Annotated in this window: 26 protein-coding genes; 16 read left to right on the forward strand and 10 right to left on the reverse strand. The window is 63.6% G+C overall.

The window, feature by feature from the left end:
- Positions 1-4: 4 nt before the first annotated feature.
- Together ACZ2GY_RS03785 and ACZ2GY_RS03790 are read right to left on the reverse strand one after the other, a co-directional pair.
- Positions 5-259, reverse strand: a complete 255-nt coding sequence (locus tag ACZ2GY_RS03785) for a DUF3072 domain-containing protein (protein WP_056549063.1) — start codon at positions 257-259, stop codon at positions 5-7.
- A gap of 22 nt (positions 260-281) precedes the next feature.
- Complete coding sequence (locus ACZ2GY_RS03790; RefSeq protein ID WP_471673049.1) at positions 282-737, reverse strand: hypothetical protein; 456 nt, start codon at positions 735-737, stop codon at positions 282-284.
- A gap of 88 nt (positions 738-825) precedes the next feature.
- On the opposite strand from ACZ2GY_RS03790, the gene ACZ2GY_RS03795 reads away from it, so the two are divergent.
- Positions 826-2082 (forward strand): MFS transporter, encoded by a 1257-nt coding sequence (locus ACZ2GY_RS03795; RefSeq protein WP_346028524.1) that lies wholly within the window; start codon positions 826-828, stop codon positions 2080-2082.
- 42 nt (positions 2083-2124) lie between these two features.
- Here ACZ2GY_RS03795 and ACZ2GY_RS03800 read toward each other — a convergent pair whose 3' ends face one another.
- Positions 2125-2868 (reverse strand): FadR/GntR family transcriptional regulator, encoded by a 744-nt coding sequence (locus ACZ2GY_RS03800; protein WP_346028523.1) that lies wholly within the window; start codon positions 2866-2868, stop codon positions 2125-2127.
- Between the two features lie 151 nt (positions 2869-3019).
- On the opposite strand from ACZ2GY_RS03800, the gene ACZ2GY_RS03805 reads away from it, so the two are divergent.
- The 8 genes from ACZ2GY_RS03805 to manD all read left to right on the forward strand — a co-directional run bounded on the left by ACZ2GY_RS03805 (position 3020) and on the right by manD (position 10839).
- Positions 3020-4321: an ABC transporter substrate-binding protein gene (locus tag ACZ2GY_RS03805; RefSeq protein WP_235563298.1), complete on the forward strand. Its 1302-nt coding sequence runs from the start codon at positions 3020-3022 to the stop codon at positions 4319-4321.
- A gap of 126 nt (positions 4322-4447) precedes the next feature.
- Positions 4448-5371: a carbohydrate ABC transporter permease gene (locus ACZ2GY_RS03810; RefSeq protein WP_056549054.1), complete on the forward strand. Its 924-nt coding sequence runs from the start codon at positions 4448-4450 to the stop codon at positions 5369-5371.
- Positions 5368-6267, forward strand: coding sequence for a carbohydrate ABC transporter permease (locus ACZ2GY_RS03815; RefSeq protein WP_471673050.1), 900 nt, complete (start codon positions 5368-5370; stop codon positions 6265-6267). The genes ACZ2GY_RS03810 and ACZ2GY_RS03815 overlap by 4 nt, the downstream gene beginning before the upstream one ends.
- A 3-nt stretch (positions 6268-6270) precedes the next feature.
- Entirely contained in the window at positions 6271-6795 is a 525-nt protein-coding gene (locus ACZ2GY_RS03820; RefSeq protein WP_277359754.1) for a gluconokinase, read from the forward strand.
- Positions 6785-7930 (forward strand): galactonate dehydratase, encoded by a 1146-nt coding sequence (gene dgoD, locus ACZ2GY_RS03825; protein WP_471673051.1) that lies wholly within the window; start codon positions 6785-6787, stop codon positions 7928-7930. The genes ACZ2GY_RS03820 and dgoD overlap by 11 nt, the downstream gene beginning before the upstream one ends.
- 43 nt (positions 7931-7973) lie before the next feature.
- On the forward strand, positions 7974-8606 hold the full coding sequence (locus ACZ2GY_RS03830) for a bifunctional 4-hydroxy-2-oxoglutarate aldolase/2-dehydro-3-deoxy-phosphogluconate aldolase (RefSeq protein ID WP_277359752.1): 633 nt from the start codon (positions 7974-7976) through the stop codon (positions 8604-8606).
- Positions 8603-9571 carry a sugar kinase gene (locus tag ACZ2GY_RS03835; protein ID WP_471673052.1) on the forward strand — a complete coding sequence of 323 codons (969 nt, stop codon included), beginning with the start codon at positions 8603-8605 and terminating at the stop codon, positions 9569-9571. The genes ACZ2GY_RS03830 and ACZ2GY_RS03835 overlap by 4 nt, the downstream gene beginning before the upstream one ends.
- 38 nt (positions 9572-9609) lie before the next feature.
- Positions 9610-10839: a D-mannonate dehydratase ManD gene (gene manD, locus ACZ2GY_RS03840; protein WP_471673053.1), complete on the forward strand. Its 1230-nt coding sequence runs from the start codon at positions 9610-9612 to the stop codon at positions 10837-10839.
- 18 nt (positions 10840-10857) lie between these two features.
- On the opposite strand, the gene ACZ2GY_RS03845 is transcribed toward manD, so the two are convergent.
- From ACZ2GY_RS03845 to ACZ2GY_RS03855, 3 genes are all read right to left on the reverse strand, one after another.
- Complete coding sequence (locus tag ACZ2GY_RS03845; RefSeq protein WP_471673538.1) at positions 10858-11508, reverse strand: NADPH-dependent F420 reductase; 651 nt, start codon at positions 11506-11508, stop codon at positions 10858-10860.
- A gap of 68 nt (positions 11509-11576) precedes the next feature.
- On the reverse strand, positions 11577-12347 hold the full coding sequence (locus ACZ2GY_RS03850) for a class F sortase (protein WP_471673054.1): 771 nt from the start codon (positions 12345-12347) through the stop codon (positions 11577-11579).
- Between the two features lie 46 nt (positions 12348-12393).
- Positions 12394-12807 (reverse strand): excalibur calcium-binding domain-containing protein, encoded by a 414-nt coding sequence (locus tag ACZ2GY_RS03855; RefSeq protein WP_471673055.1) that lies wholly within the window; start codon positions 12805-12807, stop codon positions 12394-12396.
- Positions 12808-13048: 241 nt separating this feature from the next.
- Here ACZ2GY_RS03855 and ACZ2GY_RS03860 point away from each other — a divergent pair, with 241 nt between their 5' ends.
- The 4 genes from ACZ2GY_RS03860 (at position 13049) to ACZ2GY_RS03875 (ending at position 17569) form a co-directional block, all read left to right on the forward strand.
- A complete protein-coding gene (locus tag ACZ2GY_RS03860) occupies positions 13049-14347 on the forward strand; it encodes a GmrSD restriction endonuclease domain-containing protein (RefSeq protein ID WP_471673056.1) in 1299 nt (432 codons plus the stop codon).
- Between the two features lie 88 nt (positions 14348-14435).
- Complete coding sequence (locus tag ACZ2GY_RS03865; RefSeq protein ID WP_471673057.1) at positions 14436-15734, forward strand: plasmid pRiA4b ORF-3 family protein; 1299 nt, start codon at positions 14436-14438, stop codon at positions 15732-15734.
- A gap of 61 nt (positions 15735-15795) precedes the next feature.
- Positions 15796-16809 carry a GTP pyrophosphokinase gene (locus ACZ2GY_RS03870; protein WP_471673058.1) on the forward strand — a complete coding sequence of 338 codons (1014 nt, stop codon included), beginning with the start codon at positions 15796-15798 and terminating at the stop codon, positions 16807-16809.
- Positions 16810-16945: 136 nt separating this feature from the next.
- A complete protein-coding gene (locus ACZ2GY_RS03875) occupies positions 16946-17569 on the forward strand; it encodes a DnaJ family domain-containing protein (protein WP_471673059.1) in 624 nt (207 codons plus the stop codon).
- A 4-nt stretch (positions 17570-17573) separates the two neighbouring features.
- Here ACZ2GY_RS03875 and ACZ2GY_RS03880 read toward each other — a convergent pair whose 3' ends face one another.
- Both ACZ2GY_RS03880 and ACZ2GY_RS03885 read right to left on the reverse strand, forming a co-directional pair.
- A complete protein-coding gene (locus ACZ2GY_RS03880; protein WP_471673060.1) occupies positions 17574-17861 on the reverse strand; it encodes a GNAT family N-acetyltransferase in 288 nt (95 codons plus the stop codon).
- A 3-nt stretch (positions 17862-17864) separates the two neighbouring features.
- Positions 17865-18104 carry a hypothetical protein gene (locus tag ACZ2GY_RS03885; protein WP_277358648.1) on the reverse strand — a complete coding sequence of 80 codons (240 nt, stop codon included), beginning with the start codon at positions 18102-18104 and terminating at the stop codon, positions 17865-17867.
- Positions 18105-18236: 132 nt separating this feature from the next.
- On the opposite strand from ACZ2GY_RS03885, the gene ACZ2GY_RS03890 reads away from it, so the two are divergent.
- The 3 genes from ACZ2GY_RS03890 to ACZ2GY_RS03900 all read left to right on the forward strand — a co-directional run bounded on the left by ACZ2GY_RS03890 (position 18237) and on the right by ACZ2GY_RS03900 (position 21654).
- Positions 18237-18974, forward strand: a complete 738-nt coding sequence (locus tag ACZ2GY_RS03890) for a GAF and ANTAR domain-containing protein (RefSeq protein WP_471673061.1) — start codon at positions 18237-18239, stop codon at positions 18972-18974.
- A gap of 156 nt (positions 18975-19130) precedes the next feature.
- Positions 19131-20942, forward strand: a complete 1812-nt coding sequence (locus ACZ2GY_RS03895) for a gamma-glutamyltransferase family protein (protein ID WP_471673062.1) — start codon at positions 19131-19133, stop codon at positions 20940-20942.
- The gene (locus ACZ2GY_RS03900; protein ID WP_277358645.1) at positions 20926-21654 is read left to right on the forward strand and encodes a GntR family transcriptional regulator; all 729 of its coding nucleotides are present in this window, start codon (positions 20926-20928) and stop codon (positions 21652-21654) included. Before ACZ2GY_RS03895 ends, ACZ2GY_RS03900 begins: the two co-directional genes overlap by 17 nt.
- 6 nt (positions 21655-21660) lie before the next feature.
- Here the strand turns inward: ACZ2GY_RS03900 and ACZ2GY_RS03905 are convergent, their stop codons facing one another.
- Together ACZ2GY_RS03905 and ACZ2GY_RS03910 are read right to left on the reverse strand one after the other, a co-directional pair.
- A complete protein-coding gene (locus tag ACZ2GY_RS03905; RefSeq protein ID WP_471673063.1) occupies positions 21661-22917 on the reverse strand; it encodes a phospholipase D-like domain-containing protein in 1257 nt (418 codons plus the stop codon).
- 79 nt (positions 22918-22996) lie between these two features.
- On the reverse strand, positions 22997-24436 hold the full coding sequence (locus ACZ2GY_RS03910) for an APC family permease (protein ID WP_471673064.1): 1440 nt from the start codon (positions 24434-24436) through the stop codon (positions 22997-22999).
- Positions 24437-24462 lie beyond the last annotated feature (26 nt).

The raw sequence follows: 24462 nt of genomic DNA on the forward strand, positions 1-24462 counted from the left end.
GGCACTACCCGCCGGTCTGCGCCTCGTCAGATCCGCCACCGACGCGTCCGCTGGATTTCTGCAGCCGGTCGATGTGCTCGGATGCCTGCGCCTTGGTGATGTCCGCGGGGATTTCCTCCCCGGCTTCCCGCGCCAGCGTGTCCAGGTAGCTGCGCTGAGCGTCAGTCATCGGTTCATCTCCGGTCACCCACTCTTCAGGGTCACGTGCAAAACCGCCCTGCGGCTCCGGCGTCGGGCTTCCCAAAGTTTCGTCAGACATAAGTGCTCCTTCAGTGTTGGTTCTACTGGTTGGCTTCCGGGGGCAGCGCCTCATGGTGAGCGCGGCCATGCGTCCGGCGGTCTTCCTTCATTTCCGCCTCAAACAGGTGCCGTTTCCCCTCCACAAGCTCATCGCGCGCACGCTTTTCGATCGCCTTGAACTCTGCGTAATAGTTGTCGTCATAGTCCTCCACGATCTGGAACGTCCACCGCCCCTCAATGACATTCCTCCCCAGGACATCCCGGTTCACTTCCTCGGCGAAGCTCTCATGTCCCGCCTTCCGCAGCAGGTCAACTGCCTCGCCCAAAGCGAGATCCGCCGTCCCCGTCAACCGATGGAATCCATACAGAAGCCCCCGCGCATGTTCCACTACTTCAAGCGCTTCCGAGAGCTTCCCGAGCGCCTCCACTGTCTTGTCTGTTGCCGATCCGGGCCGCTGGTGATTGCTGTCCGGCCCATCCGATCCTGAGATAGTCATACTGCTTACCATATACAGCAGCACCCCCGGTTGGGCAGATCCCAGCCTTCCACTATGCTCACGGCCGACACGCGAATACCCTGAGTCCATGCCCACCTCCAGCAGGACTCCGGCCGGCAACAGTACGACGACGGCGCCTGATCTCCCTGCCATCCAGCGCCACACCGTCCGGGTCCTTATTGCGGCGCAAATCCTCGGCGGAATCGGCATGGGCTCCGTTCTCTCGATCGGCGCCGTCATGGCCGCCGAACTGTCCGGCTCAGAGGCGCTCTCCGGCACGGCTGCGACCTTGAGCACCCTCGGCGCGGCAGCCAGCGCCATCCCGCTGGCACGGCTGGCGCAGCGGCTCGGCCGGCGTGCAGCCCTGACCACCGGAGCGTTCATCGCTGCCTCGGGATCACTCACCGTTATCGGTGCGGCCGCCCTCGGATCGTTTCCGCTGCTGCTCCTGGCCTTCGCGCTGCTCGGGGTCGGCACCGCAGTCAACCTGCAGTCCCGCTTCGCTGCGACCGACGTGGCAAGTCCCGAGCACCGCGGGCGGGACCTGTCGCTGGTGGTCTGGTTCACCACCGTCGGAGCAGTGCTGGGCCCCAACCTCATCGGACCAGGCGAGGTGGTCGCCGAAACGCTTGGCATGCCCGAGCTGACGGGACCATTCCTCATCGCCGTTGGTGCGCAGCTTGCAGCAGCGATCGTCTATCTGATCGCCCTGCGGCCGGATCCTTACCTCATCAGCCGGGCAACGCCGTCGGACCCGAAAGACGACGCGCCCGGCATGGTGCGCGGCAGGGGAGCCCTGATCTTCGCCATCGGATCGATTGCGGCCAGCCACGCAGTCATGGTCTCCGTGATGTCAATGACGCCGGTCCACCTGGTGAACCACGGCGTGACGCTCACCATTGTCGGGCTCACCATCAGTCTCCATATCGCCGGCATGTACGCACTTTCACCGGTGTTCGGCTGGCTGAGCGACCGGGTTGGCCGCGTGGGTACCATCCTGATCGGCCAGGCACTGTTCGCGGTTGCGCTGGTCACCGTGGCCTTCGGCGAAGATGACCCTGTGCTCGTGACCATCGGCCTGATTCTGCTCGGCCTAGGCTGGAGCGCCTCCACAGTCTCCGGCTCGGCACTGGTCGCGGACCTCGTCACCGGAGCGGCCCGCGCACGCATCCAGGGCCGCACCGATCTCAGCATGAATCTCGCCGGTGCGTTCGGGGGAGCGGCGTCCGGTCTGGTGCTGTCGATGGTCGGCTACTCCGGACTTGCGTGGTCAGCGGGGTTGCTGGTGCTGCTCATCGTTGCCGGAGCAACGACGATGCGAACCGCCCGCCCGCTCTCCGCCTGAGCGGCAAATAACATCCGGTGAAGCAGGAGCAACAAACAGCCTCTACGTGTGCGCGGCCTCATCCCACAGGGTGCTCATCTCGGTCATGGCGCGCTCCATGATGGCGAGCATGGCTGCGTGCGCGTCAACGGCATTGCCGCGCTGAATGGCGCTGGCCACATCGACGTGCATCTGCAGTGCTTCCTCATGCGGATGGTCCGGCATCATTCCGTAGTGCGTCCGCCCGGTCAGCACTTCCGCAACCAGCGAGTTGAGCTTGCCGAACATCTCATTACCTGAACTTGAGAGCACCAGGTGGTGGAACTGGATATCTAGTTTCAGGAACAGTTCCGTGTCGCCATCCTGGCCCGCCGCCCACAGCTTCCCGGCGAGGCCCATCAGCTCGCTGGCATCCGCCAGCGGCGCGCGCATCGCTGCGAGGCGCGCGGCCTGGGGCTCGACGGCGGTACGCAGCTCGGTCAGCGACCGCAACTGCGCCACCCGGCCGGGTGAGGCTAGGCGCCAGCGGATCACCTGGGGATCGTAGAGATTCCATTCGGTGGCCGGGAGGACCTGCACGCCGACCCGGCGGCGGGATTGCACCATGCCCATTGAGGCCAGCACTCGCAGCACCTCCCGGATCACCGAGCGGGAGACGCCGTAGCGTTCCTCCAGCTCTTCGATCCGCATGATGCTGCCGCTCTGCCACTCGCCTGCGCCGATCGCCAGTCCCATCTGATCGATCACCGAGGCGTGCAGGCCTGAGAATACTGCGACATCGGGAGACTCGGTTTCGGCGGGTGGCATGGAGGAAGCGTACCAACAGCATCCCAATCACTCAGATAGGTTGCATAAGTATGATCTTTCTCACTACACTCGAGCTATACAGCAGATGTTTCAGCATCTACTCCAGCCCGCGTACAGCGGACGTCCCTCAATGAAGAGAAGTGGAGACACAGTGCAGCGCACAATCCTGCGAAAAGCCGGTATTACGGCAGCAATCGCAATGTTCGCCGGCGGATCACTGGCCGCCTGCGGCGGCAGCGGCGGAGACGCGGAGGCGGGTTCGGACACCCTGCGGGTCACTCTCGCCAACCACGTCTGGACCGAGCAAATCATCGAGGCCATCCCCGAGTTCGAGGAAGAGACCGGACTGACGGTCGAGGTCACCCAGTTGGGTGAGGATCAGCTCTCAGCCCAGTACAACGTTCAGCTCAATGCCGGTACTGACGAAATCGACGTCATGATGTACCGACCCCTCCAGGAGGGCAAGCTGTTCGCCCAGAACGGCTACCTCGCGGACCTGACCGACCGCGTGCAGTCCAACCCTGAGTGGGAGTGGTCCGACTTCCAGCAGGGCCCGGTGGATTCCACCACGTTCGAAGACAAGGTTGTCGGTGTCCCCACCATCACCGAGCGTGAGGTGCTCTACTACCGCACCGACCTCCTGGAGCAGGCCGGCCTGGAAGTTCCGCAGACCCTCGAGGAGCTTGAGGCCGCTGCCAAGAAAATCAACGAAGAGAACCCCGACGTCGCAGGCTTCGTTGCCCGTACCGGCAAGTCCCCGGCCGTCACCCAGTTCTCCAGCTTCCTGTACGGCTTCGGCGGCGACTTCATCGATGATGAGGGTAACTCCGCCGTCGCCAGCCCCGAAGCCAAAGAGGCCTACGCCTACTACGGCCGCATGATCAACGAATACGGACCGGAGAATGTCAGCACCGACATGAGCTGGCCCGAGGCAATGGCCATCTTCACCCAGGGTGGTGCCGCGTTCTACACCGAGGCTGACAGCCTCTACCAGAACGCCACTGACCCGGCCAACTCGCAGGTTGCGGACAAGGTCGGCTTCGCGCCGATGCCCGCCGGCCCCGCCGGCTCGAAGCCCTACAACGTTCCTTCGTGGGGCCTCGGCATCAATGAAGCATCGAAGAACCAGGACAACGCCTGGAAGTTCGTCGAGTGGGCCACCAGCAAGGACATGGTCCTGCAGATTCAGAAGGAAGGCGTTCCGGGCCCCCGCAAGTCGGTCTGGTCAAACCCTGAAGGTACCGCGACCTACCCTGAGGATCTGGCAGCAGCCATCGAGGTCAGCGCCGAGAACGGCGTAGGCCACGACCGCCCGCTGGTCATCAATGTCGGTGAAGCCCGCGAGATCGTCGGCGACCCGATCGTCGTCGGAATCACCGGTGGCGAGGTGGACGCGGCTGCCGACTCGGCAGACGAAGCGTTCCAGCAGTTCCTCGATGACGAACGCGAGTAACTGATTTCCTGAATCACCCGCCGTCGTGCCCGGGTCCAAACCCCGGGCACGACGGCGGCACCACCTGACAGCGCGGCCCGGCCGCCGCTTTGAAGACTTTTCCTTTCATCCCCAAGGACGTGGACAATGACCGTCGCCTCCCTGCCGCAAAAATCCGCGTGGAAGGCCTACTCCGACTGGGCCAACGACCACCGGAAGTGGCTTTTCGCAGCACCGGCCATGGCCTTTGTTGCCATCCTCATCATCTTCCCGCTCGCGTGGACCCTCTACCTCAGCCTTACCGACGCATCGGGTTCGGTGCGCGCCGAATCGGAATTCATCGGTTTCGCCAACTACGCCGAAGTCCTCACTGACACCGAGCGCTTCTGGCCCGCGGTAGCCCGGACCTTCATCTTCACCGGTGCAGCCCTGCTCGTTCAGATGGTCCTCGGCATGTGCATCGCGCTCCTGCTCTGGCGTCCGTTCAAGGGCGAAAAGTGGGTGCGCGTCGCGATTCTTCTGCCGCTGGTGGCGACCCCTGTTGCAGTCGGCATGATGTGGCGGCTGATCTTCGACCCGAACATCGGCTTCGCCAACCAGGCCCTCGCCTGGTTCGGCATTCCAGCCCAACCCTGGCTCTCGGGACAGGACACCGCGCTGGCCACCGTCATTTTCATCGACATCTGGCAGTGGACCCCCATGGTGGTCATCATCCTGCTGGCCGGGCTGACCTCGCTTTCGGAGGAACCTGACGAGGCCGCTCGCATTGACGGTGCCAACGCCTGGCAGCGCTTCAAATTCATCACGGTTCCGCTCATGATGCCCACCATCATTGTGGCCATCCTCCTGCGCAGTATCGACGCCCTGAAGACGTTCGACCTGCTGTACGCCACCAAGGGACGCGGCGGCGGGTCCTTCCACGAGGTCGAGACGCTCAACGTCTACGCCTACGGGCTCAGCTTCGACTACAACGACTACGGGTTGTCTTCCACCGTCCTCATCATCTTCTTCCTCATCATCATTGGTTGCATGTGGGTTCTGACCCGCCGCCGGAAGGACGTCCAGAAATGAGCAGCGTCGTAACCCCCAAGATGCTCCGCCCCGGCGCTGAAACGGCTGCCCGCCCGCAGCAGCAGCCACGCCGGAAGAAGCCATTCAAGAGCCGCGCATATAAGATCTTCCGCGTCGTCGCGCTGATCGTCATCGTGGTGTCCTTCCTCGCCCCGCTGGCATGGATGCTGCTCGCCTCGCTGAAGACCAACGTCGACATCTACGACGCCAGCAAGACGCTCATCTTCGAACCCACCACAGCGAACTACGAGACGGTGCTGGGCAGGAACAACTACCTGTCCTTCGTCTTCAACAGCTTCTGGGTGGCCTTCGCCTCCACCGCGCTGTCCTTGATCATCGGTGTCCCTGCGGCCTACTCGATGAGCCGGTTTGCGATGCGCCGCTCGGCCCTGGTGGTGCTCATGGCCCGCATCATTCCGGGCGTCAGCCTGCTGGTGCCCTGGTACTACGTCTTCTCCAACATGTCGATGGTGGGCGGGTACAGCGTCCTCATCCTCTCCCACATGTTCGTCGCGCTGCCGCTGATCGTCTACATCCTGATGTCCTACTACGACTCCATGCCGCTGGAACTGGAAGAAGCCGCACGTGTGGACGGACTGACCCATATCGGTGCGTTCCTGCGGGTCACCCTTCCGCTCTCGATGGCGGGAATCGCCACCGCGAGCATCCTGGCGTTCATCTTCTCCTGGAACAACTTCATGTTCGCCCTGGTGCTCTCCGGAGCTGACACCAAGACCCTGCCGGTGGCGATCTTCAACTTCGTGGCCTACGCAAGCATCGACTGGGGAGGCCTCATGGCGGCCTCCGTGGTGGTCACCATCCCCATCATGGTCATTGCCCTGTTCACCCAGAAGTACATCGTCTCCGGCCTCACCGCCGGTGCCACCAAGGGCTAGGCCATGGCGCAGCAACCAACCCCGCCGATTGTGGTCATGGGGGTGCAGGGCTCTGGTAAAAGTACGCTCGGGGCCCTCCTCGCAGCGCGGCTCGGCGCGCGCTTTGTCGACGGCGATGACCTCCACCCGGAGCAGAACAAGCAACTTATGGCTGCGGGAACTCCACTGACTGACGAGAACCGGCTGCCCTGGCTCCACGATGTCGGCGAGGAGCTGGCACGCGGCACGGAAGCCGGCGTCGTCGTCGCCTGTTCAGCACTGAAGCGGTCCTACCGCGACCTGCTGCGCGGGCACGCGCCGCACCTGTTCGTCCTGCATCCCTACGGAGCACGGGAACTGGTCGCGGCGCGGCTTACCGCCCGCGAGCACGAGTACATGCCGCCGTCGCTGCTGGACTCGCAGTACAACACCCTCGAACCCCTGTCCGACGGCGAGCGCGGGTTGACCGTCGACCTCGCCCTTTCACCGGACGCAATTGTTGACCGCGTCTGCGCCCGCCTTACCGAAAGCACCGTCCATGCGCATTAGCAGAATCGAAACCTTTCTCGTCCCGCCGCGCTGGCTCTTTGTCCGGGTGGAAACCGATGACGGCATCGTGGGGTGGGGCGAGCCGGTGGTGGAGGGCCGCTCCGAGACGGTGCGCACCGCCGTCGAGCAGCTGTCCGAGCTGCTGATCGGGCAGGATCCACTGCGCATCGAGGACCTCTGGCAGGTCATGACCAAGGGCTCGTTCTACCGGGGAGGCGCGATCCTCGCCAGCGCGGTTGCCGGTCTCGACCAGGCGTTGTGGGATATCCACGGGAAGTCGCTCGGCGTTCCGGTGCACCAGCTACTCGGCGGGCATGTCCGTGACCGGATCCGGATGTATGGGTGGATCGGTGGGGATGAGCCCGCGGAAATCGCTGACGCCGTCGAAGCCCAGCTTTCCGTCGGCCTCACCGCGGTGAAGATGAACGCGAGCGGGCGGATGAAAGCGCTTGGCAGCGTGGCCGCGATCAACGAGGTGGTGGAGCGCGTTGCTGCCGCGCGTGAGGTGCTTGGTCCGCACCGCGACGTGGCCGTCGATTTCCATGGCCGGTTCACCCTTGCGGACACCCGCCGGATTGCACCGCTGCTGGAACCGTTGCACCCGTTCTTCCTTGAGGAACCCACGGTGCCGGAGAACTCACACCTGATTGGCGGGCTCACCCGCTCGACCACCATCCCGGTGGCCACCGGAGAACGGCTGTACAATCGGCAGGAGTTCCTCCCGGTGCTGCAGGCAGGCATCGCTGTTGCGCAACCGGACCTTTCCCACGCCGGTGGGATCACAGAGGTGCGGAAAATCGCCTCGCTCGCGGAAGTCTACGATGTGCAGCTCGCTCCGCACTGTCCGCTTGGGCCGCTCGCGCTCGCGGCCTGCCTGCAGGTCGGCTTCGCGACGCCGAACTTCCTAATCCAGGAACAGAGCATCGGCATTCACTACAACCAGGGCGCCGAAGTGCTGGATTACGTGCTGGACAAGACGCCGCTGAAGTTCGTTGACGGGTACGTTGAGCGGCTGACTGCCCCTGGGCTCGGTATCGAGATTGATGAGTCGGCGGTCCGGATAGCGGACAAGACCGGCCACAGCTGGCGCTCGCCGGTGTGGAGGCACGACGACGGCGCGTACGCCGAGTGGTGAGCGCGACTGCGCCGCTGGATTCCACTGAGATAAGGAGAAGACCATGACGAGCCTTCTGGACGGACTGAAGCGGGCGCGCCTCCTGGCGATTATTCGGGGGAGCGAGCGTACCGCTTCGGTGCGCACCGCCGTCGCACTCGTGGAGGAAGGCATCACGTACCTGGAGGTTTCGCTCAACACTCCGGAGGCGATCGAGGTCATCGCGGCGGTCCGTCGCGAAGTGGGCGATCGTGCGGCGGTGGGTGCCGGAACCGTGCTGACGGGGGAGGACGCGGCCCGCGTCGCGGACGCCGGCGGGCAGTTCCTCGTCACGCCTGCTGTCACCGCAGCCGTGGACTCCGGCGTGCTCCTCGGGTTGCCGGTCCTCGCCGGCGCTATGACTCCAACGGAAGCGTTCTCCGCAATGGACCGGGGCGCCACTGCCATCAAGCTGTTCCCCGCCTCCCTCGGCGGTCCGGCGTATCTCTCGGCGCTTCGCGATCCCTTCCCCAATATCCCGTTCATTCCAGTGGGCGGCGTGAGTGCAGAAGCGGCGGCGGAATACCTCGCTCGCGGCGCCGTCGCCGTGGGAGTCGGATCGCCGTTGATCGGCGACGCCGCCGGCGGCGGGGATCTGGACGCCCTTCGGCGGCGCGCACAGGAATTGCTGCGGCTCGGAGCCGGAGCAGCCGGATGAGCGGGGAACCGCTTCCGAAGGCCCAGGTCCTCACATTCGGCGAGACCATGGGGTCGATCCGCGCCGCAGGCCTGCTGCGGCACGGGGGAGCGATGTCCATGTCTCTCGGCGGAGCGGAATCGAACGTCGCCATCGGTCTGGCGCGCCTGGGCCACAGCGTGCGCTGGGTCGGCAGGCTCGGCAAGGACGAGGTCGGAAAGTTCGCCCTGCGCACCCTGTGCGCAGAGGGAGTGCTGACCGACGCCGTCGTTCATGATGCGCACCGGCCCACCGGACTGATGCTGCTCGAAAAGCGGATTGCCGATGTGTCCCGGGCTGCCTATTACCGCGCAGGTTCGGCCGGCTCTGCGCTCAGTTTTGAAGACCTCGCACCGGCCCTGGACGCAGAGCCGTCGATCCTCCATTTCACGGGCATCACCCCGGCGCTCTCCGCGAGTGCGTCAAAGGCAGCCGTGCAGGCTGCGGAAACCGCACGGGAACGGGGAATCACCGTCAGTTTTGACGTGAATTATCGTGCCAAGCTGTGGGACCGGGAGGATGCAGCGGAGGCTCTAAGCGTGCTGGCCGGGCTCGCGGACATCGTCATCGCTTCCGAAGACGAGATCGATCTCCTGGGTAGCTCCTCCGCCCATGCGCCTGAGGCCGAGCTGGTGGACGGGTTGCACGCTCGCGGCGTTCGGGACGTCATCATCAAGCGCGGAGCTGAGGGAGCCACGGCCTACACAGCGGACGGAGCCTGCCACTGCGATGCGATCAAGGTTCCGGTAGTCGACACCGTCGGTGCGGGCGATGCGTTCACGGCCGGCTACCTCTCCGCAGTGCTCGACTGGGAAACCCTGGAAGAGCGACTGCACCGCGGTGTCACCCTCGGTGCCTTCGCCGTTGCTGCAACCGGCGACTGGGAAAACCTCCCGGCACGGAACGAACTTTCCCTGATCAGTTCCGCCGGAACCACCATCCGTTAGTTACTCCACCATCCGCTCCACAGCAGAAGGAATTATCCGTGAAGATCCGTAGCGCAGAAGTGATCGTCTCCAGCCCCGACCGCAATTTCGTCACGCTGAAGATCACCACCGAGGAGGGAATCACCGGCCTCGGCGACGCTACGCTCAATGGTCGCGAACTGGCCGTTTCGGCGTACCTCGAGCACCACGTGGTCCCGCTGCTGATCGGACGGGATGCGCACCGGATTGAGGACACCTGGCAGTTCCTCTACCGCGGTGCCTACTGGCGGCGGGGACCGGTGACCATGGCCGCTATTGCCGCCGTCGACGTCGCGCTCTGGGATATCAAGGCAAAAGCGGCCGGTATGCCGCTCTACCAGTTGCTGGGGGGTGCAAGCCGCACATCCGTACGGACCTATGGCCACGCAAGCGGCCGCGACATCCCCGAGATTCTGGACTCCGTCCGCGAACACCTGGAACTGGGCTACAAATCCATCCGCATCCAGACCGCGGTGCCGGGCATCAACGCGGTCTACGGTGTGGCCGCCCAGCCCACAGCCGGCGGCGTCCGCTACGACTACGAGCCCGCGCAGAGGGCGGCGCTGCCCGCGGAGGAGGACTGGGATTCGAGGGCCTACCTGCGCCACATCCCCACCGTTTTCGAGGCCGTCCGCAACGAGTTCGGCTCCGAATTGCCGCTGCTCCACGACGGGCACCACCGGATGACGCCGATCCAGGCGGCCCGCCTCGGAAAGTCACTGGAACCGTATGACCTGTTCTGGCTCGAGGACTGCACCCCTGCCGAGAACCAGGACGCACTGCGTCTGGTGCGCCAGCACACCACCACGCCGCTGGCCATCGGCGAAGTGTTCAATACTGTGTGGGATTACCAGACGCTGATCCGCGAACAGCTGATCGACTACGTGCGCTCGGCTGTCACCCATACCGGCGGTATCAGCGCCATGAAGAAGATCCTCGACTACGCCGCGCAGTATCAGATTAAGTCCGGGATCCATGGGCCTACCGATATCTCACCTGTCGGTATGGCGGCCGCCTTGCACCTGGATCTCGCAATTCACAACTTCGGCATCCAGGAGTACATGCGGCACGGAGACCTGACCAACCAGGTGTTTGAGCAGTCCTTCAGCTTCGTGGACGGCTACCTACACCCGGGTGACCAGCCGGGCCTCGGCGTCGAACTGAACCTTGAGGCCGCGGCCGCCCACCCCTACGAACCCGCGTACCTGCCGTTCAACCGGTTGAAGGACGGCACGATTCACGACTGGTGACGGAAGAACGCCCCGGCGTCAGTCCATCTCCGCGTAGCGCTTCGCCTGGGGAAGTCCTTCGCGTACCTGGTCGGCGTCGAATTCCGGCCCGTACACCGGTGTATCCCGCTGGAACCGCCATCCTTCAGCGAGGGGACCGGCGTCGACTACATCGAACCCGAACTGGTCGATCAGCGACGCAACCGTCTGCTTCGCGTCGTCGTCATTCCCGGCGATGGGGAGCGCCCGGCGGCCTGGCGTGCCCGGTGCGGTTGTCTTGCTGGTGAGGTGAGCGGCGTAGATATTGTTGAACGCCTTGACGATATGCGCGTCCGGTAGGCGCTGCTGGAGGAGTTCGCTGGTGGTGGTCGATTCGTCGTCGAGTTCTTGAATGTTCCCGTCCCGCTCCGGGTAGTAGTTGTTGGTGTCGATTACCGTCTTGCCCTTGAGCTGGGCAGCCGGCACCGCATCGATCGCCTTGAGAGGAACGCTCACGACGACGACGTCCCCCGCTTCCGCTGCCTCCTCCGGCGTTGCCGCCCGGGCGCGGTCGCCCAGCTCGTCGATGAGGTCGATCAGCGTCTCCGGCCCCCGCGAGTTGCTCATCACAACGCCGTATCCGTTTTGGATGGCAAGACGGGCAAGTTGTGAGCCGATGTTGCCGCTACCGATGAAGCCGATGGTTGTCAGGTTATTTTCCATGGCGAGTACAACCGATCTGTGAGGCGAGTATTCCCTTAGCGGTCTTCCATGGACCTTCAGGAGGAACCCTGGGGAATGAGTTTCGCGTACACGACGTAGTTGTCATTGAACGTGCCGGTAGCGGGATCGTAGCCGTCACACGTGATGAGGCGGAGCTCAGGACCTTCGGTATTTCCGTAGACAGCCTGCGTTGGGAAAGCGTCCTTCGAATACTGCTCACCGCGTTCGACGGCGAATGTCGCCACGGTGCCGTCCTCGCGTGCAATCTCAATGGTGTCGCCCGGATTCAGCTGCTTGATCCAGGCGAAGACTCCGGGCCCGCCATCGCTGGCGTTCACGTGCCCGAGAAAGATTGACGGCCCGGTTTCGCCCGGTGTGGGAGAGTTCCGGTACCACGATGCGGGCGCCCCAGGATGGCCCGGAGGCACCTCGAGAGACCCGTTCGGTTGAAGCCCCAGGTGCAGCAGGCCCGACTTGACTCCGTGCGTGGGCATCGAGAGTGAAACCGGCAACGAACGGCCGAATACCTGTGGAGTTGCATCAACGGGCGCACCGGAAGCGGCGGCTGACGCTTTTTCCGCGGGCGCACCGGGTGCGGCGGGACTGGCCGGTGCCGGACCCGCGGGGGCTGCCGGGATTTTTGCCGGAGTCGCGCGTACCGTCGTCGGATCTTCCGCCGGAAGTAACGAGGGTGCCGCCACGGTGAAAGTGGGCTGCGTGCCACCAGCGTTGGACGGGCTCGGTGCAGCACAACCAGTGAGGAGCAGCAGTGGGACCGTTGCAGCAGCCAGAAGGCTCCTGCAACGGTCCCGGAAACGGCTAGTCATGTGGAGGAAAGTATCCGATCACTCGATGCTTTCGACGACTTGCTCCTTACTCCGCGCAACGACGGACCACGTACGTTCCGCCCGCTGCCAAGGCGAGGACAAGTCCGCCCCCGAGTGCGAAAACCGCCGTGTTGTCGGTACCCGTCACTTCGACACCGGTAGCTGCGCCGCCTGTGGGCATCTGCGTAACCTGCTGGGTAGTGCCCTGCTGACCCATCAGGCCCACAACGATACTCGCGTCATAGGGTGGCGTACCGGCAGCGTCACAGCCGAATCCGTCACTGTCCGCGTCCAACCGGGGCGCGTAGCCGGGCGTGTTGATCGGTATGTTGTAGACCCCGATGGACGCCGCCTCGGAGCAATTCTGGAACGGGAGAGTCACCGCCGACGCCGGCGTCGCTGACAGGGCGACAAACCCGGCCGTTGCTGCAACTGCAAGACCTGCTGTTGATTTCTTCATTGTTTCCCCTCATGTTGATACCGCGAGTGATGAGACGCGGATCACACGAGATTAGACAGCCAGCTTATGAGTCGTCAAGGTTATCCACATTTTTTTCCCGAGGACTGCGCTAATTCAGCCCGGTGTGATATTCGGTCGCCGATACGATGGTTGAACCGTCACTCACTGTTCAACCATTACTCGTACTTTTGGGGCTCTCTTGAATCTTCCTGCGCTACCTCCTGCTCAAAATCCTGCCCGTATGCAGACTCGGACCAGGAGCAAGGCAAGGGCATCGACGCTCATTGTTGCGGGGTTTGGTCTGTTCCTTCTGGCTATCGGTCTGATCTCGGGCGGAATTGGGGGAGCTCTTGTCATGGCGGGTCTCCTCGCGCTCCTCACCGGGCTCTACACGGTGCTCACGGGGCGCGGCTCCTGGGCACGGCTCGCTGGCCGCAAGGCAGGATTCATCGTCGCGGCGGCAAGCGTTGTTGCGCTCCTGGTCGGCGGGTCCATCACGCCCTCCGCGGAGGATACGGTTCCCGCGGCCTTGGCCGAGCAAACCGAGACCGCCACTGTTGAACCGTCACAGACTGCGACAGCGACGCCAACAGCGACGCCAACCGTATCTTCCACGCCGAAGCCATCACCTACCCCGAGTCCCGATGTTGCGCCGATAGACGGGGACACCGTTGTCGACGCTCAAGGAGACCCGAATGCTCCCAGCGATCAGCCCCAATATGGCGTTAAGGCGCTCGCGCTGCTTGAGACGCTGCCGATCAAGGGGCGCGCACCGAAGACGGGTTATGACCGGGATGAGTTTGGTCAGGCCTGGCTCGATGTCGACCGCAACGGCTGCGACGCCCGCAATGACATGCTGAACCGCGACCTTCGGGACATCGTGCACGCGAACTCAGTTCCCTGCAAAGTCCGTTCCGGCACCCTGGATGACCCCTACACGGCAACGACGATCCCCTTCCTCCGCGGGCAGGAGACCAGCATTGACGTGCAGATCGATCACATGGTTGCGCTCGCCGACGCGTGGCAGAAGGGCGCCCAGCAACTCACTTACGAACAACGGGTGGCCTTCGCCAACGACCCGCTGAACCTGCAGTCCACGGACGGCCCGACCAACGCACAGAAGGGTGCGGGTGACGCCGCAACCTGGCTTCCGCCGAACCGCGGATACCGCTGCGAATACGTCGCCCGGCAGATCTCCGTGAAGGCAACCTACAACCTGTGGGTCACGCAGGCCGAGCATGACGCAATGGCGCGGGTTCTGTCGGATTGCGCAGACACCATGGCGCCTACCAACGAGCTTTCGCCCACACCTACCCCTGAGCCGGAACCGGCTGTCGAGCAGGCGGTCCCAGCACCCGCGCCCGCGCCAGCCCCGGCGCCGGCACCCGCCCCTGCGCCGGCCCCCGCACCTGCGCCGGCGAACGTGTACTACAAGAACTGTGATGCAGCCCGAGCCGCCGGCGCTGCCCCCGTCTACGCGTGGCAGCCGGGGTACGCTGCTCACCTCGACCGAAACGGCGACGGCGTCGGCTGCGAATAAGCGGCACTGCGCCGTTTGGCTCGTCCGACTGTCGCAGCTCGGCGCGGAACGGATTGGTGATTGCCGCCGTCGTCGTTCGTGAGGAGGAATGCCACGCGCCGCCCAAAGCAGGAAGACGCCCGGCGAGGATGAGATGATCACGGCTATGACCGATCGTGTGCCCGGCCTGCAACTGCACGTTGTGATCGACGAATCGTCGCCACCAATCGAACGAACCCTGTCCGTCCCGGCGGACATCCTCCTGAGCGACCTGCACCAAGTCATTCAGACAGCTTTCGGCTGGCAGGATCGTCACCTTTACCAGTTCTCTGTGAGTGACACCTTCCGGGGCCAACGAGACTTCACTGCAGCTGAGTCGGCTGCTGAGCTCGAGGCAGAAGACGCATCCCACACAGAGCTCGTGGCGGTTGCCGGCTGGACGGGCGCAGTGCTGGCATACGAGTACGACTTCGGCGATGCCTGGGACCATCTCGTCACCGTCGTCGGCAACGATCCGGTGCTGCCTGCCCACCTCGAGTGCATTGCGGCCAATAGGAGAGGTCCGGTAGAGGATTGCGGCGGCATCCACGGCTACTACAAGCTGATCGAGGCGCTGAAGGGTCAGCAGCAGGACTCCGCCGATGCCGTCGATTGGTTGGAGTCGGTGTCGGGGGAGGCCGCAACCGCGTTTGATGCGGCACACGTCGACGTGAAGGCGATTAATCAGCAGCTCACGGAGCTCGCAAGGTTCTTCTGGCGCCCGGCGTTGTCACCCGAGGTGATTGCCGCCGTCGTCCATCCTGTCCAGTGGCTTCTGCAGCGGGTTGGCGCCGAAGGCATTGAACTCACCAAGGACGGGTATCTGAAACCGTCCGTTGTGCAGGAAGCCATGCAGGAGCTGGGATGGACCGACCGCTGGTACGGCAAGTTCAATCGTGAGGCGCAGACACTCCCTATCCTGGATCTTCGCCACCAGGTGCAGGAGTGGAAGTTGGTGCGCAAGTACAAGGGAAAACTTGTACTCACACCCAACGGCAGACGGCTCGTGACCAACGATGCCGCGCTGTGGGAGTACCTCTCCGACCGTCTTGCGCACCCGCCGGCGGCGGCGATGGAGCTGGTGCACGCCGTCGTCGTGCGGTGGCTGGTGAAGGGCTCCCTCCCGTCCTATGACCTGCGCGGAAGAATAATGGCCGAAATCCTGACAGCCCGCGGCTTCGCTTACGACCACGGTCCCATCACCGAAAGGGAAGGGCGGGCTCTGGTGCGTGACGTCATTCGGACACTGGAGTGCCTGAACGTTCTGGCGAAGTCCGAAGACGTCCTATCCGGAGACAAAAAGGTGACCGATACCGGCCGGGAATTCCTGATCGAAATTCAGCGAAAGCAACATGGTCGCCCGTCCTGACCTGATGGTGAGCCGGTAAAGGGAGTAGCTTGGGTTCACCCGGCGCAGCGTAGGGAGGCGTATGGACCCGGATCTCACCCATGACCGGCTCATCGAACAGTGGCTCGAGGAATATGCTGCGTCCCAGCACGAGAAGCGCGCAGCCGCCAACGCTATCCAGGATGCCATCGCCGCCCGCCTCGACGACGACGGCCTCAACTATCACGCGATCGAATACCGGGTGAAGGATCACCAGTCCCTGGAGCAGAAACTGAGGCGCTGTAATCCGGATGGAAACCTGAAGTACGCGGACGGACTGCGCGGCATCGATGACATCATCGGCATCCGGGTCATCACCTTCCTTCAGCTCGACGTAGAGCGGGCAATGACGGCCCTGCGCAACTCCTTCGACGTTATTGCCCACGTCGACAAGACCGCCGAACAGCGGGAAAAGGGGGAGTTCGGCTACTCGGGTCAGCACCTCGTCCTGAGGATCAGTGAGCTAACCGCACCGAACGGGTGCCGCAACCACATCGGCGAACGCTTCGAAGTGCAGTTTCGGACCATTCTGCAGCACGCCTGGGCGGAGTTTGAGCATGACATCCGCTACAAAAGCGCAGGCCCGGTGCCTCCTGAGGTCAACCGGGCGTTCACTCTGGCATCCGGTCTGATCGAACTGGCGGATAACCAGTTCAGCACGATCAGCAGTGTGGTCGCGGCCGAAAAGGCCAACCCCGGCGAAGCGGTCAGGTTCCTTCCGGTGGCCCTCACGGGTGAGGCCCTCGAAAGCATTCTCGAACAGGCGCTGCCAAGCAATCCGCGAAGCCGCGTCGAACAGTACGAGTGGTTACGCGAACTGCTTGAAATTCACGGCGTCACAACGGTACAGCAAGCCTCCGAACTGGTCGCCTCCGCCGATTGGGATGCCATCTCCCGCAAAGTGCAGTACAAGTTCGCTCCCGGCCACGTCCGCGCCGCCGATGATCTGCTGCTTGTCCGCTACGGCCAGGCGCACATCGAAAAGACGCAAGCCCTGGGCCACGACCGCAACAGACGCGCCAAACTGACCTACCGTCTCAGGAAGCTCCGAGACTGAGGGGCCGAAGCCGGATGAAGTTCCCTGCGCCGCGCCAGCCCAGTCCGTACCTAGGGCAGGAGCCGCGGCTCCGGCGGCTTGCCCCGCATTCCGCACTGCCGGAATACTTGGAGGGAATCAGCGGAAGCGGGTGACGATGAACGACAGAAATGAACACACCAGACGCATGCAGCGCGTTTCGGAATATCGGGCCGCGCGCCGCTCCGGAAGCAGCGGCGCGGAGGCCATCGAGCAGGTCGACGACGACGAAGAAGAGCAAGCGCCGATCACGGACTTCGCTGCCAAGGCGGATTTCGAGATCCGGCAGGCAACCGCGCGCGGTGATTTCGACAATCTGAAGTGCGCCGGCAAGCCGATTCCCGGCCTCGGCACAACCCTTGACCCAGACTGGTGGGTCAAAGGATTGATCGAGAGGGAGCAGCTTTCCGGCCTTGCACCCGCGCCGTTTCGCCTGCGCACAGAGGACGCTGAACTCGACGGAAAGCTGGATCAGCAGTACATGGAGAGCAAGGTCCGCGAGCTACTCGAGGACTTCAACCGGCAGGTCGTTGATGCCCGCAGACAGCTCCTGGGTGGACCGCCCGTGGTGACCAGGATGCGGGACGTTGAGCAGGAAATTGAACGCTGGCGTGAACGTCGAGCAGCACGCCATACGCAGGTTGAGCAGAACGAAACGGCCGCGCAAAAGGGAGGGGTTGATCGGGAAGCAGCCCAACAGAAGGCAGCGAAGCGTTCACCGTGGTGGCGCCGTCGTCGTTAGCTTCTCAGCTGGCCACCAGGTCCTGATACTCGGGATGCCGCTCAATGTACGCAGCGGTGAACGGGCAGCGGGGCACGGCGTGTAACCCGCGTTCCCGGACATCGTCCAGGGCAAACCGTGCGAGGGCGCTTCCGAGTCCGTGACCCTCGAAGGCCGAATCCACCTCGGTGTGGGTGAAAATGACCTGCTGGTCCTGGAGGCGGTACGCCGCGAAACCGGCCGGTTTGCCGTCGAGAGTGACCTCATATTTCCCGGCGTCGGAATTATTCTCTACCTGCACCTCAGCAGCCATGAGCTACTCCTCGTTGAACTCGCCGTTGGCAATTGCGTCCGCGTATTCGCTGAGGTCCGGCCCCGGCTCGAAGTCAACGAACTGGGGCTGCAGCTTCTCGAACAGGAACTTGTACACCTGATCCCGGTCACCGCCGGAGTGCGCAGCCGCCGCCTCCTTCACCGCTTCCTGTAGTGCTTTGTCCGCATCGACAAGAATTTTCTCCCGGGCCTGTTCGTTCCAGGTGACATCGCTGATCTTCACAACCGGCCTCCGATAGTAAGTAGACTGTTTATTGAATTCAGGCTACGGGTGTCCATTCAGCCCCACAACCCCCCCCCGAGCCGTCCTGCTATCGTGCAGGTGCATCACCATTGAGTAGAGGCGGGTTTGAACGTGACGGGTGAAGTTGAGGAAAATTCGATCCGCGGCGAGCTGCAGGACCTCGTGCTGGAGAGCGCGCAGATCGACGAATTTCTTGATGGGATGGTGAAGATCGCCGCTCGTGAACTCGGGGAGATCACCGGTAAGACGATGTACTCGGCCGTAACCCTCCTGCGCCCGAAGCGCGCGGCGACGGTGGCCAGCAGCAGCGCGGAAGCCCGCAACATGGACGAGGTCCAATACGCCTTCGATGACGGCCCCTGTTTGCGCGCGGCGCGTGAGCACACCACGGTCGTTGTTCAGGACTTCAAGGAAGAGGAACGTTTTGGCGAGTACACGGGAGCTGTTGCGGGGCATGGCATCCGCTCAGCGCTCGGAGTGCCGATCCTCCTTGAGGGCGACGCCAATGCAGGCCTGGATCTGTATTGCCGTGAACCGCTCGCGTTCAATGCCGAAAGCATCGACGCCGCAGAGCAGTTCGCGCGCAGGGCTTCCCGTTCACTGCAGATAGCTGTCCGGGTGGCCACTTTAATGGAGCACAGTCAGCACATGAGTGTCGCAATGGAGAACCGCACCACCATAGACCTTGCAGTGGGCATCATTATGGGCCAGAACCGCTGCAGCCAGGATGAAGCGGTGAATATTTTGAAAGCCGCCTCCAACGCACGAAACGTGAAGCTTCATGCGGTTGCTGCGGCTGTTGTCGAGTCGGTGAACAACGCGAGCGCAACCACCCACTTTGAGGCCTAGGACACCGTAGCCGGTTCTTCGCCGCGGGACGCGGCCTCAGCACCGGCAGGCTGTTCCCGCCAGCAACCGCGGTTCCCCAAAAAGGTATACGAACGTCGGTCAACACGGTAGTTTGTATACGAAACTACCCAAGAACGCCTCCCCGAACGGACAACGATGCCCGCTTTTGTCGCCCCGGATTCCTTCACTACCCGCCCCACGCTCCAAGGCAACTTCGGCATGAGCGCCTCAACGCATTGGCTGGCAACGGCATCTGCGCAGGCCGTCCTGGAACGCGGCGGCAATGCTTTCGATGCTGCTGTCGCCGGAGCCTTCGTGCTCCATGTCGTTGAACCGCACCTCAACGGTCCCGGCGGCGACATGACCGGGGTCTTCGCCACCGCGGAAGACCCCTCAAAGCCCGTGGTCCTGATGGGACAGGGACCCGCTCCCGCCGGTGCAACCCGGGAGCACTACCTCTCCGAAGGACTCGAGCTGGTTCCAGGCGCCGGAGCGCTCGCAGCCGCCGTCCCGGCCGCCGTCGACGCCTGGTTCCTGCTGCTCCGGGACCATGGCAGCTGGGAACTTGCCGACGTCCTGGCTTTCGCCTGCCGCTACGCCCGTCACGGGCACCCGGTGCTGGGCAGGGTCGGTGCAACGATCAACGCCGTCAAGGAGCTTTTCACCGAACACTGGCCCACTTCCGCAGCGCTCTGGATGCCGGAAGGGAAGATCCCGGCAGAAGGGGACATCGTGAAAAACGAGGCTTACGCCTCAGTCCTTGACCGACTCATTGCTGCAGGGAGCGGTGCAGGCTCCCGCGAGGAACGCATCGACGCCGCCCGGCGCGAGTGGAGCGAAGGTTTCGTCGCCCGGGCTGCAGTCGACTTCATCAGTACACCGCACCGCCACTCGTCGGGTCAGGATCACGCGGGAGTGATGAGCCTTGAGGACTTCGCGAACTTCCAGGCCGGCTACGAGGAGCCCACCACTCTCGACTTCCGCGGCTACACCATTGCCAAGACCGGGCCCTGGGGCCAGGGTCCGGCCCTGCTGCAGACCCTCGCCATCCTGAACGGATTCGGGGACGATCACCTGGACCCGTCCACAGCCCTCGGCGCGCACACCATCCTGGAAACGCAGAAGCTGGCCATCGCAGACCGCGAGGCATACTACGGTGATTCCGACGTGCCGATGGAATACCTGCTATCAGAAGAATATGCAGCCGAGCGCAGGGCGCTTATCACCGATCAGGCTTCCACCGAGTTCCGCCCCGGGACTGTCCCCGGGCATACGCCGTTCACACCGCCGCTGCGGACGGAATACACCCCGCCGGCGCTCACGGGTAAGGACGGCTTCGCGGGGGTAGGGGAGCCCACAGTCTCCCGCGACGGCGAGACACGCGGCGACACCTGCCACATCGACGTGGTTGACCAGTGGGGGAACATGATTTCCGCGACGCCGTCGGGCGGCTGGCTGCAATCATCTCCTACCATCCCCGAACTAGGATTCTGCCTGGGATCCCGACTGCAGATGACCTGGCTCGAGGAGGGCGCACCGTCCTCGTTGGAGCCGGGAAAGCGGCCGCGCACCACGCTGACACCAACCTTGATCCTCAAAGACGGCAAGCCCGTTGTTGCACTCGGCTCGCCCGGCGGCGACCAGCAGGACCAGTGGCAGCTGGTCTATATCCTGCGCACGATTGTCGGCGCCTACTCACCGCAGCAGGCCATCGACGCGCCGTCCCTGCATACGACGTCGATACCCGGCTCATTCTTCCCACGCACCTGGGAGCCTGGCGGCGCCGTGGTCGAAGACCGGCTGGGTGAGGAGGTCATCGCCGACCTGGAACAACGCGGTCACGTCGTCACCCGTGCTGGAGAGTGGGCGCTCGGCCGGCTGTCCGCTGTTGTCTGCGACCCGGCGACCGGAGTTTTGATGGCTGCGGCCAACCCGCGCGGAGCGCAGGGCTATGCAGCCGGCCGATAGCGAAGACGCCGCACCGAAGCAGCGAATTCAGGACGAAATCCGGAGGGATATCATCTTCGGCGCGTTGCCGCCGGGCACCCGCGTGACTGAGGCAGCGCTCGCCAGCAAGTATGGGATCTCGCGGGTTCCGGTACGGGAAGCGCTCCGCACGTTGGAGGCCGAGGGTTTCGTCGAGTCCAAGCCCTATGCCGGCTCCACAGTGTCGAAGATCCCGGCTGACGACGCCGAGGACCTGTTTTTTGTCCGCGAAGCGCTAGAGTCAGCGACGGCTCGGCGCGCAGCGCACCGGGCTGCTGCGCAGTTCGATTCAGGTGCGCCCAGCGTTGAGTGGTGGCAGGCCCGGAAAGCACTGGCAGCAGTGCTCGATGAGGGGGATGCCGCCGTCGCGCAGAACCGGCTCGAACTTCTGCCCGAACTCAACATCCGGTTCCACCTGGGTGTGGCGGAATTGAGCGGCAGCGCCTCGCTGACGGCGCTGCTGCGCCAGATCGCAGGCAAGATCGAATGGCTCTACGCAACGGACGTCGACCACCGCGGCAAGGAGTCCTGGAGCGAGCACAGGAGCATTCTTGCGGCGATCGACTCCGGCAACTCCGCGGATGCACAGCAGCTGATGGCCGATCACGTGCATCAGTCCAAAGTCGGGTACCTTGACCGCTTCTGCGTCGATAAAAACTCGGCTCTATCTCCCGGGCCCACCTTTGCTCCGTGATGCATGCTAGAGGAATGGCCGCAGAGGAGCGAGGATCGCTTCGCTGACGCGTGCCACGATATGGCGGCCTTCCCATTCCTCGAGTGAGAGTTCCCGGCAATTGCTGCTGTCAATCTCGAAGATTCGCTCCATGGTGGAGGCGAGCTTTTCATCGAACAGTTCGATATTGATTTCGTAATTACCGGTCAAGCTCAACCGGTCGATGTTGGCGGTTCCGACCGTGGACCATTCGCCGTCCACAGTTGCGGTCTTCGCGTGAATCATCGCGTTCTGGTACAGGAGGATCTTCACACCGTCGCGCAGCAGTGCCGAGTAGAACCCGCGGGACAGCCAGTCGGAGACCACATGGTTGGAGTCCTCCGGCAGAATGACCCGGACATCCACCCCGCGTTTACTGGCGCGCAGGAGCGCCTCAAGGATCTGCCGGTCAGGGATGAAGTAGGCCGTGGTCATGTAGATGTGGCTGTGGGCGCGATTGATGGCGTCCAGATAGACCCCGCGGATCGGGAAAACGAGGTTGGCCGGAATGTTGTTGACGGCGCGCAGCCGCGGTTCCCAGAACTCCGCACTGGTTTCCTCCAACGCGCGATGGCGCTGTGTCGGAGCGGAATTCCAGAAAGCGACAAACGCCTGGCGCAACTCCCAGACGGACCTTCCTTCGATCCTCAGGTGGGTATCACGCCACTTCGAGGCGTACAGCGACCCGATGTTGTAGCCTCCGACGTACCCGATGGAATCATCCACCACCATGATTTTGCGGTGATCGAAGCCTGTACCCCGGATATTCGTGAAGACGATCGACGGGCGCAGTACCGGGAACCGGAAGACCTGCACATTCGGGTGGAACCGGTAGAACGTGAACGGAACAACGAGGTTGGCGAACCCGTCATAGATTACGTACACCTTCACACCACGGGCCGCCGCCTCATTCAGCGCGTCCTTGAACTGGCGTCCAATGGCGTCGCCCTTCCAGATGTAGGTCTCCAGCATGATGGTGTGCCGGGCGTTCCGGATAGAGGCCAGCATGTCCTCGTACAGGTCATGCCCGTAGGTAATGACGGCGGTTTTCGATCCCGCCACTTCTGATTCAAATGTTCCGGGGTGCGGAAAGCCCGGACGCTTGCTGCGCAGCTTCTTTTCCACTGCATCAATAATCACGATGGCGGCGATGACCAGCGCCTGCACGGCGGCGAACGCCATGGCCGCCCGCGCAACCAGCGAACGGGTAAGGGCAAACAATTGAAGGCGGCGGAAGGTGCGCATGGGCTCAAGCCTAGTGGCCGCAGGAGCCTGCCGGGCGAAGCGGGGCGGGCTGCCGGTGGCTTGACGGACGCCCTCGCTGCTAGCGCTTGTTCAGCGCCGCCAGCAGCCGGTGCTCCGCGTCCTCACCCGGTTTGATGCCACGCGGGATACGAAGAAGGAAGAACAGGCCAAGCACCCACCACAGCCCGAACAGAATCCACGGTGGGGGAGTCAGAGCCGCAGGCATCCCCGGCAGGTACAGGCTGAGTAGGGCCAGGCACAGCACTACCGCTGCGATGCCAATCGCCTGGCCGCCGTTACCAACACCACCGACCCGAAGCGGCCGTTCCATTGCCGGCTCCTTCCGGCGAAGAATCAGGAAAACCACGGCGACCAGGGTGTAGGCGATCACGATGCTGGGTGCACCCGAGTCGACCAGCCAGACCAGCATCGCCTCTCCGAAGAAGGGCGCGAGGAAGGACAGGGCACCGATGAACAGCAGTGCGTTCGCCGGTGTCCGGTAGGTCGGGTGCAGCTTCCCGAACCAGCCCGGCAGCATTCCCGAGCGTGCCATGGAATACATCAACCGGGATGCCCCCAACAGCAGCGAGTTCCAGGAGGTCAGAATTCCGGCGATTCCACCGGCGATCAGCACCTTGGCCATCAAATCGCTCCCGAAGAGGGCGCCCATCGCATCCGCAGTGGCGATGTCCGCCTGCGCGATTTCTCCAGCAGGCATGGCTGACGACGTCGTCAGGATAGTCATGACATACCAGATGGTTGCGAGTATCACGGCGATGACAACCAGCCGGCCGATCTGGCGGGCGGGGATCTTCACTTCCTCTGCGGATTGCGGAATCACGTCGAACCCGACGAACAGGAACGGCACCACCACCAGGACAGCGAAGAACCCCGCCGATCCGCCGGTGAAGAGCGGCTGCATATTTTCTGTGGATCCGCCGGTGAAGGACCCGAGCACAAGGACCGCACCGATGATCAGGAGAAAGAGCACCACAAAGGTTTGGGCTACACCGGCAAGTTTCACACCGCGGATGTTGATGAACGTGATGACGACGGCGGCAATCGCGCCCACAAGCGCCCAGGTCAGGTGCACCTGGCTTCCCGCGATCTCCCAGAGCGGCACCTGGTTCAGGCCGGGAAAAAGGTAGAGAGCGGTGCGGGGAAGCGCCACAGCCTCGAACGCCACAATGGTGACGTACCCGCCGGTGATTGCCCAGGATCCGATGAATGACCAGCGGGGACCCATGCCGCGGAGGAGGAAATTGTGTTCTCCGCCCGCTTTGGGCATGGCGGCAGTCAGTTCCGCGTAGGTGAGCCCCACGACGCCCATGATGACGCCGCCTGCCACCATGGCCAGGACCGCACCGAGGGTCCCCGCGGATCCGATCCAGCCGCCGGTGAGCACCACCCAACCGAATCCGATCATCGCTCCGAACCCCAGCGCGAGGGCATCCCAGTTACCCAGAACCTTCAGCAGTGAGGCGTCCTCTGAACGCTCGGACGTGCTTCGCTCTGCCATGGGTCCCGCCCTTCTCAGCTGACCGG

This window comes from Arthrobacter sp. KKT183 (assembly GCF_055657625.1).

Excerpts from the sequence above, each read along its gene's own strand:
- ACZ2GY_RS03785 (WP_056549063.1), bottom strand. The coding sequence starts at position 259 with ATGTCTGACGAAACTTTGGGAAGCCCGACGCCGGAGCCGCAGGGCGGT.
- ACZ2GY_RS03880 (WP_471673060.1), bottom strand. The coding sequence starts at position 17,861 with ATGGCTGCTGAGGTGCAGGTAGAGAATAATTCCGACGCCGGGAAATAT.
- ACZ2GY_RS03815 (WP_471673050.1), top strand. The coding sequence starts at position 5,368 with ATGAGCAGCGTCGTAACCCCCAAGATGCTCCGCCCCGGCGCTGAAACG.
- ACZ2GY_RS03810 (WP_056549054.1), top strand. The coding sequence starts at position 4,448 with ATGACCGTCGCCTCCCTGCCGCAAAAATCCGCGTGGAAGGCCTACTCC.
- ACZ2GY_RS03830 (WP_277359752.1), top strand. The coding sequence starts at position 7,974 with ATGACGAGCCTTCTGGACGGACTGAAGCGGGCGCGCCTCCTGGCGATT.
- ACZ2GY_RS03795 (WP_346028524.1), top strand. The coding sequence starts at position 826 with ATGCCCACCTCCAGCAGGACTCCGGCCGGCAACAGTACGACGACGGCG.
- ACZ2GY_RS03820 (WP_277359754.1), top strand. The coding sequence starts at position 6,271 with ATGGCGCAGCAACCAACCCCGCCGATTGTGGTCATGGGGGTGCAGGGC.
- ACZ2GY_RS03900 (WP_277358645.1), top strand. The coding sequence starts at position 20,926 with ATGCAGCCGGCCGATAGCGAAGACGCCGCACCGAAGCAGCGAATTCAG.
- dgoD (WP_471673051.1), top strand. The coding sequence starts at position 6,785 with ATGCGCATTAGCAGAATCGAAACCTTTCTCGTCCCGCCGCGCTGGCTC.
- ACZ2GY_RS03835 (WP_471673052.1), top strand. The coding sequence starts at position 8,603 with ATGAGCGGGGAACCGCTTCCGAAGGCCCAGGTCCTCACATTCGGCGAG.
- ACZ2GY_RS03910 (WP_471673064.1), bottom strand. The coding sequence starts at position 24,436 with ATGGCAGAGCGAAGCACGTCCGAGCGTTCAGAGGACGCCTCACTGCTG.
- ACZ2GY_RS03870 (WP_471673058.1), top strand. The coding sequence starts at position 15,796 with ATGGACCCGGATCTCACCCATGACCGGCTCATCGAACAGTGGCTCGAG.
- ACZ2GY_RS03850 (WP_471673054.1), bottom strand. The coding sequence starts at position 12,347 with ATGACTAGCCGTTTCCGGGACCGTTGCAGGAGCCTTCTGGCTGCTGCA.
- ACZ2GY_RS03800 (WP_346028523.1), bottom strand. The coding sequence starts at position 2,868 with ATGCCACCCGCCGAAACCGAGTCTCCCGATGTCGCAGTATTCTCAGGC.
- ACZ2GY_RS03895 (WP_471673062.1), top strand. The coding sequence starts at position 19,131 with ATGCCCGCTTTTGTCGCCCCGGATTCCTTCACTACCCGCCCCACGCTC.
- ACZ2GY_RS03905 (WP_471673063.1), bottom strand. The coding sequence starts at position 22,917 with ATGCGCACCTTCCGCCGCCTTCAATTGTTTGCCCTTACCCGTTCGCTG.
- ACZ2GY_RS03790 (WP_471673049.1), bottom strand. The coding sequence starts at position 737 with ATGACTATCTCAGGATCGGATGGGCCGGACAGCAATCACCAGCGGCCC.
- ACZ2GY_RS03855 (WP_471673055.1), bottom strand. The coding sequence starts at position 12,807 with ATGAAGAAATCAACAGCAGGTCTTGCAGTTGCAGCAACGGCCGGGTTT.
- ACZ2GY_RS03875 (WP_471673059.1), top strand. The coding sequence starts at position 16,946 with ATGAACGACAGAAATGAACACACCAGACGCATGCAGCGCGTTTCGGAA.
- ACZ2GY_RS03865 (WP_471673057.1), top strand. The coding sequence starts at position 14,436 with ATGCCACGCGCCGCCCAAAGCAGGAAGACGCCCGGCGAGGATGAGATG.
- ACZ2GY_RS03860 (WP_471673056.1), top strand. The coding sequence starts at position 13,049 with ATGCAGACTCGGACCAGGAGCAAGGCAAGGGCATCGACGCTCATTGTT.